Below are 9,351 nucleotides of genomic sequence, written 5' to 3'. Positions count from 1 at the left end.
GTACCACGGATTGGTTTTCATGTACGGGGCTATCACCCACTACGGCCGGACTTTCCATTCCGTTCCATTAACCATTCCGCTATCACTAGCAGGCTCATCCCCGTTCGCTCGCCACTACTTGGGGAATCTCGGTTGATTTCTTTTCCTCCGGCTACTTAGATGTTTCAGTTCACCGGGTTCGCCTCCCAATCCTATGTATTCAGATTGGGATACTCATTGCTGAGTGGGTTTCCCCATTCGGATATCGGGGGATCAAAGCTTCATTGCCAGCTCCCCCCCGCTTTTCGCAGGCTTGCACGTCCTTCATCGCCTGTGATCGCCAAGGCATCCACCACATGCACTTAGTCGCTTGATCCTATAACCTTGTGTTCTCGTCAGAGAACGGCTACAGGCAAACTCATATTTGTGCTGTCTCGCTTTTGCCAAATAAGTCCGGCAAAGAAACGAGAACAGATGCAATCACAACGTGTTGCCAACGCCTCATCAGCGCTGTAACACAACCTTCTTCCATTTTGTTAAAGAACGTAGCAATTGATTGCTCAAAAGCCAAAGATAAACACCACTGCTTATCTTTGGGTTTTGGTGGAGGATAACGGGATCGAACCGTTGACCCCCTGCTTGCAAAGCAGGTGCTCTCCCAGCTGAGCTAATCCCCCGTTTAGTTATTAGTTGTTAGTTATTAGCTGCTAGCAAAAGCTAACGACTATTGACTACCGACTAACCACTGACTTGGTGGGTCTGGTTGGAATCGAACCAACGACCCCCGCCTTATCAAGACGGTGCTCTAACCGACTGAGCTACAGACCCTCGTCTGTTTGCTACTCATGAACAACCGATAAGTTGTGGGTGCCAGGATGCTTCTCTAGAAAGGAGGTGATCCAGCCGCAGGTTCCCCTACGGCTACCTTGTTACGACTTCACCCCAGTCACGAACCCCGCCGTGGTAAGCGCCCCCCTTGCGGTTAGGCTACCTACTTCTGGCGGAACCCGCTCCCATGGTGTGACGGGCGGTGTGTACAAGACCCGGGAACGTATTCACCGTGACATGCTGATCCACGATTACTAGCGATTCCGACTTCACGCAGGCGAGTTGCAGCCTACGATCCGGACTACGATCGGCTTTCTGGGATTGGCTCCCCCTCGCGGGTTGGCGACCCTTTGTACCGACCATTGTATGACGTGTGAAGCCCTACCCATAAGGGCCATGAGGACTTGACGTCATCCCCACCTTCCTCCGGTTTGTCACCGGCAGTCTCGTTAAAGTGCCCAACTAAATGATGGCAATTAACGACAAGGGTTGCGCTCGTTGCGGGACTTAACCCAACATCTCACGACACGAGCTGACGACAGCCATGCAGCACCTGTGTTCCAGCTCCCTTTCGGGCACACCCAAATCTCTAAGGGCTTCTGGACATGTCAAGGGTAGGTAAGGTTTTTCGCGTTGCATCGAATTAATCCACATCATCCACCGCTTGTGCGGGTCCCCGTCAATTCCTTTGAGTTTTAACCTTGCGGCCGTACTCCCCAGGCGGTCAACTTCACGCGTTAGCTCCGGTACTAAATGGTTTTACCCACCCAACACCTAGTTGACATCGTTTAGGGCGTGGACTACCAGGGTATCTAATCCTGTTTGCTACCCACGCTTTCGTGCATGAGCGTCAGTATTGGCCCAGGGGGCTGCCTTCGCCATCGGTGTTCCTCCACATCTCTACGCATTTCACTGCTACACGTGGAATTCCACCCCCCTCTGCCATACTCTAGCCTTGCAGTCACAAACGCAGTTCCCAGGTTGAGCCCGGGGATTTCACGCCTGTCTTACAAAACCGCCTGCGCACGCTTTACGCCCAGTAATTCCGATTAACGCTCGCACCCTACGTATTACCGCGGCTGCTGGCACGTAGTTAGCCGGTGCTTCTTATTCCGGTACCGTCATCCACACAGGGTATTAACCCATGCGTTTTCTTCCCGGCTGAAAGAGCTTTACAACCCGAAGGCCTTCTTCACTCACGCGGCATGGCTGGATCAGGGTTGCCCCCATTGTCCAAAATTCCCCACTGCTGCCTCCCGTAGGAGTCTGGACCGTGTCTCAGTTCCAGTGTGGCGGATCATCCTCTCAGACCCGCTACAGATCGTCGCCTTGGTGAGCCTTTACCTCACCAACTAGCTAATCTGATATCGGCCGCTCAATCAGCGCAAGGTCCTAAGATCCCCTGCTTTCCTGCTCACAGAATATGCGGTATTAGCGTAACTTTCGCTACGTTATCCCCCACTGAAAGGTACGTTCCGATATATTACTCACCCGTTCGCCACTCGCCACCAGGATTGCTCCCGTGCTGCCGTTCGACTTGCATGTGTAAGGCATGCCGCCAGCGTTCAATCTGAGCCAGGATCAAACTCTTCAGTTTAATCCAACAATATAACTCGCATTCTCACTGACGGTAGATTGCTCTACCTGAATGGATTTCTCCATCCTTACTTCAGTGCGTTTGCCTTTAATGCTTTTTTGTGACCAAAGTCACTTCGCATCAAGACACCCACACTTATCGGTTGTCCAATTTGTTAAAGATCAATTCCACCGCGCCGTTTCGTTTGAAGCGTCAGCAGCGAAGGGGGCGAATTATCTAGATTTAAATAGCCGCTGTCAAACCAAATTTGAAAAATAATTAACAACACTCGAAAACAATGACTTTTGAATTACTGCCTCGGGTGGATTTCAACTACAGATCAAGCTTTCCAAATCCTGAGCCGCCGCCACTTTATGGCGAAATCTGCCAGCGACAATAAATTGACAGAAAACAAAAAAGCCAACCGAATCTGGCTGGCTTTTTCTTTTGCAGATCAACGACCTGCCTGAATTCGATGTGGAGGCGATGGGAATCGAACAATCGCTTTAAACGTCGGCCAATGAATGAATTTGGTTATTTGAGATCGGCAGTTACCCCGAAAGTTACCCCTGATCTAAGACGCTGACTAGGGTATTTCTTACCTCCAGCGCTATAGAAGAAGGTGCCCCGCTGCAGGTCCGAGTCGAGTGCGAAGACCACACCCTCACACCCAGCGCATCCAAACAAACGGGTTATAGATCCAACTCAGCACCGCGAATTCTGAGCCACTCTTTCCGCTCCCGGTAATCCGGCATCACCTTGTCCACCTCGTTCCAGAACGCGTCCGAGTGGTCTCTGTGGTGCAGATGGCAAAGCTCGTGGACGACCATGTAGTCGATGATGGTCAGCGGTGCCATGAGGCATTTCCAGTGAAAATACAGATCACCGTTCTTGGAACATGAAGCCCAGCGGTACCCCAGATCTTTGATCTGCACACTACCCGGCGTTACGCCAACCTTGGCCGCAAGGTACGCCACTCGCTTAAGAATGCGAGGCAAACCTTTGGTCTGGTAAAACGCTTCGAACACCTGATGGGCTGCATCGAAGCCACCACGCTCGACGACTTTGCGCAACAGGCAAAACCGGCCATCTTTCAGCTTGAGAGGCTCGTCTTGCTCGGCTATTAGCTCAAGTCGATAGTTGCTGCCCAGATAGAGGAACGTCTCACCGCTGACCCATTCACGCGTCACGCGAGTGGCGTTGAGGTCACGCCATTCAGCCAGATTGCGGTAGATCCACATCCGCTTGCTAAGCACGGTTTCGTCTACTTGTTCTGGTGTCATCCGCAGTGGTGGGCGAACGGTGATGATGCCGTCGCGTTCGATCACGATATCCGTGGTCTGGCGATCTGCCCCCGGCAACAGTTGATACTCGATGTCCCGCACCTGACGGAGTTGCATCACGCGTCCCCCGTTCGAGTCAAATTGACCAGTTCATCGTGACGATTCTTGGCCAGCTTCATAATCTCCACGGCCACACGCTCACGGTTGAGTTTCAGTTCTTCGATACCCGTTTTGGCGATCTCGGTCTTGATCATGCCCCGCACGCGCTTCTGTTTGTCGGGGTTCTGCCAGAAGTCGATGCTGGCAATAGTTTCCTGCAGTATTTCCACGGTCGTTTCCACCAATGCTTTGAATGCAGACTTGTCCGCATCATCGATAGAACCACTTGCGAAGCCAAGCTGCACGATGTACTCGTAGAAGGTCGTCGCCTCCTTGGTCATGCCATCCTCACCTAGCTGACGGCCGGCAATTGCTTCCTGACGCAACTCCGCGAGCTTTTCCGCCAGCAAGTCCCACTCGTCGTGGTGTTTCTCGATCAGCGCATCCACTTTTTCCGACAGGCTCTTATAGAAGGCCGGATCTTCGTCGTGGTGAACCGTGCAGTGTTTGCGGATGGCGTGCTCCATCTCGCTGGCCTTGGCCTCATTGTTCTGGCCAGCGTGCGCCGCCAACTTGTCGAGAAAATCTTCTGCCAGCAGTTCGACCGGCGGCACCTTGGGATTGATACCCAGGCTGATCAGGTGTTCATTGATCAGCGCCTTCACCTTTTCGCCAGCGCTGCCCAGATCAAGGCTGGTGTCCTTGTAGCGCTCCTTGGTCACTTGCAAGATGTATCCGAAGCGCTTCGCGGGCACGCGGTACGGCTGAGCAGGCGCTTTGGGCAGGATGATGTCCAGACTCATCAAGAATTTTTTGAGGTACACCTCGAAATCGGCACGCTTCTTATCGTCCTTGAGCGCCTTCACCGCTTCATGCACCACGGCCGCCTCGGCATCCAGATTGGGCAACTCGCCATTAACGAAGGCCTTGATCTGTTTGATGCCTAGAGCCGTGAAGTGCTGCAGCAGTCGCTGGTAGCGCTCCTCTAGCACCGGCAATTCCGACACGATGTTCTTCATCCCGTCATGCAACTCTTGCAATTCGTCGCTGGCCGCATACAAGGTCAAGGCATCGGTCAAGTGGTTAGCCAGGCCGATGTAATCGACGATGTAACCGCGCTGCTTGCCCTTCTTTACCCGGTTGGTACGGGCAATTGCTTGCAGTAGGGTGTGTTCCCGCAGTTTCTTGTCGATGTACATCACCTGCTCAATGGGCGCATCAAAGCCCGTCAACAGCATGTCACACACGATCAGAAAGGCGATGCCGGTGTATTCCTTGTCCGGGTCTTCAAAATCGAAGTTGCGGCAGAAGTTCTCAACCGCGTTCATGCGCTGCGCCTGTTTGCGGGCGTGGGTGATGTAGGCAGCCTCATTGGTGCCATCCGACGACACCAACACGGCAGTTTTCAGGAAGTGCAGGCGCTGGATCAATATGGCATCGGCTGCAGCTTGAGCTTCTTCCTTTGCGATACGCTCTGTCAGCGCTGCCTGAATACCGTTCTGGTAACGAATACACGCCAGTTTGGAATGGCACACCACCTGTGCCTTGAAGCCGTTGGGCAGAATGTTGTCGACGTAATGCGCAACCAGATCACGCGCAATCGCGTTGATGCGGTTTTCGGCCTCCAGAATGTCGCCGGTCGCGCCGTACTTCTTCTTGATCGCCAGCAGTTCTTCTTCGCTGCGGTCACGGAACAGGTCTTCAAAGGCTTCATCGAAAGCATGCTTTTCGTTCAGTGCGCTGTCGGCCGTTTTGCCTTCATAGAGAATTTGCAGCGTGGCCCCATCGTTCACAGCGTCCATCAGACGGTAGGTATCGATGTACTCGCCAAAGCGCTTGTGGGTTTTCTTTTCGCCGTGCCGCTCCGTGATCAGCGGCGTGCCTGTGAAGGCGATACGTGTGGCATTGGGGAAGGCTTCGAACAGGTTGTCACCCAAGTCTGAGCTTTGCGTGCGGTGGGCCTCGTCGATCATCAAGATGATGCGATCCGAGGTATTGACCACCCCGAAGGTCTTGCCGACTGGCATCGCCAGATAAGTACCCAGCGCTTCCGCCACTGCATTGGTGAGTGTCTGCTTGTGCTCCTGGAACTTGTGGATCATCACCATGCTGATATCCGAGCTGTCGGTCGACAGATGCTGACGCAAGCCCGCACGGGTTTCGATCACATTTACCCGTCCGCCAATCAGGGTGGCGGTGTCGCCCAACTGCTCTTCCAGGTCTTGCCGGTCATTGACCAGTACGATCTTGTAGTCGGCCAAGTCGCGGCTGGCACGCAGCATGCGCGCCAGGAACACCATGGTCAGTGACTTGCCCGAGCCTTGGGTGTGCCACACTACGCCACTGCGTTCGGCAGCCGTTTCGCCGGTACGCAAGCGTTCGACGATCTTGCTAGCGGCTCGGAACTGCTGATAGCGGCACACTACCTTCACCCTGGGGCCACCGTCGGTATCCATGAATACCGAGCTGGTGCGCAGGATCTGCAGCAGATTGGCCTTGTTCAACATCCCGGCAATTAACTGCTGCTGCGCATTCAGTCCTTCCGGAACGGCATCGTCGGCACGGAGGGGCGTCTTCCAGGCATAGAAATGCTCTTCGCCCGAGGTGATGGTGCCATAGTCGGCTTCCAGACCGCAGCTACGAACCAGCATCAGGCTGCTGTAGAACAGCCGGGGTTCGCCTTCCTTCAGGCCAGAGGCCTCCGTCTCCTTGCGCCGGCGCATGTAGCGCTGCAATTGCACAAAGGCTTCCTGCATCGGGTTAGCGCAAGTTTCCGAACCCTTCTTGCACTCCACCACCAGCGGTATGCCGTTCACGAACAGCACGATGTCCGGAATGACGAATGCTTTCACACAACCCGGCGTGTCGATGCGGAACTGGTTAATGGCATGGAACTGGTTGTTCGCGGGATTGTGGAAGTCGATCAGGCGCACCACCGGGTCGGCTTCGCCCGTCAGTTCGTTTACATCCGCCTGCGCCTTGAATAGCATCGCCTGCACGGCCTCATTGGCTTCAAGCAGGGTACGATTCGGATGGCGCAGTAATTGGCTGCGCAAGTCTTCCAGTTGGCGGCCAGTCAGCCATTCTCGCCCATCGTCCGTACGGTTGATGGCGCGAACTGCTCTGTCGAACATTTCTGGTAGCAGCCACTGACGGAAGTTGGCGCGCAGGCTGGGTGCAGCGTCTTGCGGGATACCAGCCCCTTGGTCGATGATCGTCCAACCCAACTCTGCCAGTTGCTGCAGAAAAGGGCGCTCTACCTCACTGTATTCAGACATTAGGGCCCTCAGGCCGCAAGCGGAACTGGTTGCGCTTTTGTCAGGCGCTCCAATGCAAATCCAACTGATCGCTCATCGAACAGACGCAACTTGCGTGCAGCCGCAGCCGCACCCGCTGGCCAAGCACCAAGTGCCTGACGAATGCCCGTAACCGTAGGCTCGGCGTTTTCTCGCGTTAACAGCCAATCCACGGTGGCCAGTAACTCCATGCCAAAAGGCGACTCAAAACCGTCGATTAACTCGCCAACGTATTCCAGTGCTTCGGAATATTGCCTAGCTTCAGTCTTCAAGTAGGCCTGGACCAGATCCTTGCGCGAGTCATCAAACCAGATTACGTCGAGCGGACTCGCATCACTGATACGCTTGTCGCAGTGCAGATAACTGCCATCCAAATTGTCGAGAACAAAATTTAGCTTGGGCGTAAACGGCCCATAGATATGTGCTTTGAATTCCAATTTCAGCGGGTTATTTTCCAGCGAGAAGCGTTCAATCGCTCGCTCCATAAACCAAGCCAGTTTCTGAATTTCCAGCAGGCTACACTCCATCCCAAGCACCCAGTAACGGCGCACCAACTCAGCAATCAGTGCACGCGCTGGGGTGAGCTTCTCGGTACCACTGCGCTTGGCCACGTTTTGATACTGCGAAGTTGGCTCAAAGACCAGAATCTCGACGTCCAGATCCTCCAGCGCAAGCTTGATCTGCTCGCGCACTTCAGGCCACTCCAAGCCGCCATTGCCAGCCCCCAACGGTGGAATAGCGATGGATTTCACCTTCTTCTCGAGAAGGAAACGACGCAAGTCCTGTAAGCCATCCTTCACCCAGACCAGTTCCGACGGGGCCTTCCAGTGCCTTTTGGTTGGAAAGTTGACGATCCAGCGCGGACCTCCCAGTTCATGAACTTCCGTGACAAACATTTTGCCGGTCTGCACCTGTTTGGCTTTGCAGGCAGCAGCATAAGCCAGGAAATTCGCGGAAAACCGCTCCTTGAACATCAGGGCGATCCCCTTCCCCATCACACCAACGGTGTTGACGGTATTTACCAGTGCTTCAGCCTGGGATTCAAGAAGGTTGCCTTGTGTAAAACGTATCATCAAAAATACCACTCGGTACGGGCAACGACCTGCAATGACAGGCCGCGCGCAAGAATCTGTTGCTCAATATCCGACTTGATCGCTTCGGTATAGCAGACTGCGCCCACCAAGCCAGAGACTGGCAGGTGCTGGTGAATCAAGGCTTCCGCCTGATAGCGTTCCAGCTTTTTCGGGTCATCCAGATCACGTTTGAAATCGCGTTTTTGAAGGATACCCCAATCAATTACAGAAAGATCACTCAAGTCATTGAAAAACCGGGTGTCTGGCGGATATGCGTGGCCATTGGTAAACAAGAAAGGAATCCCTTGTTCCTGCACCCGGCGCAGGCTGGAAACGAGAATAACGATCTCTGCATTGCTGCGCTGACGTATTCCTCCCCAGCCAGAGTGAATATTCTTCATCATCACCGAAAACGGCGTGAAGTAGAACGGGACATAGTCGCTGAGAGTGCCACCTGGAGTAATGGGCACACCGCGGTGCGCCCGCTTGTCGATCAACTCCGGATTGCCGATATTCACAAAATTCGGATCCTGAAACTGTGAATTCCGGCAGTGCAAACCATTGTCCAGAATCCACGGCAGGTTATCGCGGTGGACGATGCGCCAGATCAGGGCTTTTTCCGGATTCAGATTTTTGTAAATCATTTCAAGAACATCGCCCTATTTACGGCAATGCCAACCTGTAAGCCTCGTTTAGCCAGCAAAGACATCACAAACTTTTCCACCTTGGCATCCGGCACAAAAATCTTGAAGATATTGGCCATCGGTACTGGCTTTGGCGATAGACATTCGGCCATACAAACGCTTTTGCAGTAGGCGTTATGGTACTCGCGCTGATTCATCGAGGCCCAGTCAATGGCCGCAAAACCCTCATCGTATTCCAGCAATTCAATATCGTCATTCGCCAATGGGTGGCGTGGAATTACTTTCCAGCCCTGATCTCTCGCCAAAGACCGCCAGACCGCAAAGATAATGAAGTAATCGCTTGGCCTAGCCTTCTGTACGCCACCATCAAAAGGATTACGTGCAAACCAATGAAAAGGCACATAGTTTTCGAGGCCCAGTGTGCGCCGTTTGCGCAAAATCTCGCTATCACCGATATCTTCAAAGTCGGCCAGTTCTGCACGCGGCATGAGCCCACTTTTCAATATCCCATACAGATTCTTCAAAGGTGTCAGGTGATAGAGCAATTTTTGGGATTCGATGTCGGCCATTCTC

Annotated in this window: 5 protein-coding genes, 2 tRNA genes and 2 rRNA genes (1 of these 9 only partly in view); all 9 read right to left on the bottom strand. The window is 53.6% G+C overall.

From position 1 onward, the window contains the following. Positions 1–355: ribosomal RNA gene (locus KI617_RS00430) — 23S ribosomal RNA — on the bottom strand; it reaches 2,527 nt to the left of the window's first position. A gap of 225 nt (positions 356–580) precedes the next feature. Next, positions 581–656 (bottom strand) — tRNA-Ala (locus tag KI617_RS00425). 74 nt (positions 657–730) lie between these two features. Next, positions 731–807, bottom strand: a tRNA-Ile gene (locus KI617_RS00420). A gap of 59 nt (positions 808–866) precedes the next feature. Next, positions 867–2,404 (bottom strand): 16S ribosomal RNA (locus KI617_RS00415). The 16S and 23S rRNA genes sit together here with 2 tRNA genes alongside, the layout of an rRNA operon. A 671-nt stretch (positions 2,405–3,075) precedes the next feature. Continuing rightward, positions 3,076–3,783 (bottom strand): M48 family metallopeptidase, encoded by a 708-nt coding sequence (locus KI617_RS00410; RefSeq protein WP_226449617.1) that lies wholly within the window; start codon positions 3,781–3,783, stop codon positions 3,076–3,078. Beyond that, positions 3,783–7,043 carry a type I restriction endonuclease subunit R gene (locus tag KI617_RS00405; protein WP_226449615.1) on the bottom strand — a complete coding sequence of 1,087 codons (3,261 nt, stop codon included), beginning with the start codon at positions 7,041–7,043 and terminating at the stop codon, positions 3,783–3,785. The genes KI617_RS00410 and KI617_RS00405 overlap by 1 nt, the downstream gene beginning before the upstream one ends. Positions 7,044–7,051: 8 nt before the next feature. Beyond that, positions 7,052–8,134 (bottom strand): type II toxin-antitoxin system antitoxin DNA ADP-ribosyl glycohydrolase DarG, encoded by a 1,083-nt coding sequence (gene darG, locus KI617_RS00400; protein ID WP_226449613.1) that lies wholly within the window; start codon positions 8,132–8,134, stop codon positions 7,052–7,054. Further along, positions 8,134–8,778: a type II toxin-antitoxin system toxin DNA ADP-ribosyl transferase DarT gene (gene darT / locus KI617_RS00395; protein WP_226449611.1), complete on the bottom strand. Its 645-nt coding sequence runs from the start codon at positions 8,776–8,778 to the stop codon at positions 8,134–8,136. The genes darG and darT overlap by 1 nt, the downstream gene beginning before the upstream one ends. After that, positions 8,775–9,347, bottom strand: coding sequence for a DarT ssDNA thymidine ADP-ribosyltransferase family protein (locus KI617_RS00390; RefSeq protein WP_226449609.1), 573 nt, complete (start codon positions 9,345–9,347; stop codon positions 8,775–8,777). Before KI617_RS00390 ends, darT begins: the two co-directional genes overlap by 4 nt. Positions 9,348–9,351 lie beyond the last annotated feature (4 nt).

Source organism: Ferribacterium limneticum, assembly GCF_020510625.1.
In the GTDB taxonomy this organism is placed as follows: Bacteria; Pseudomonadota; Gammaproteobacteria; order Burkholderiales; family Rhodocyclaceae; genus Azonexus; species Azonexus limneticus_A.
The sequence above is the reverse complement of the archived record's forward strand: the minus strand, read 5'-3'. Positions and strand labels throughout refer to the sequence as shown.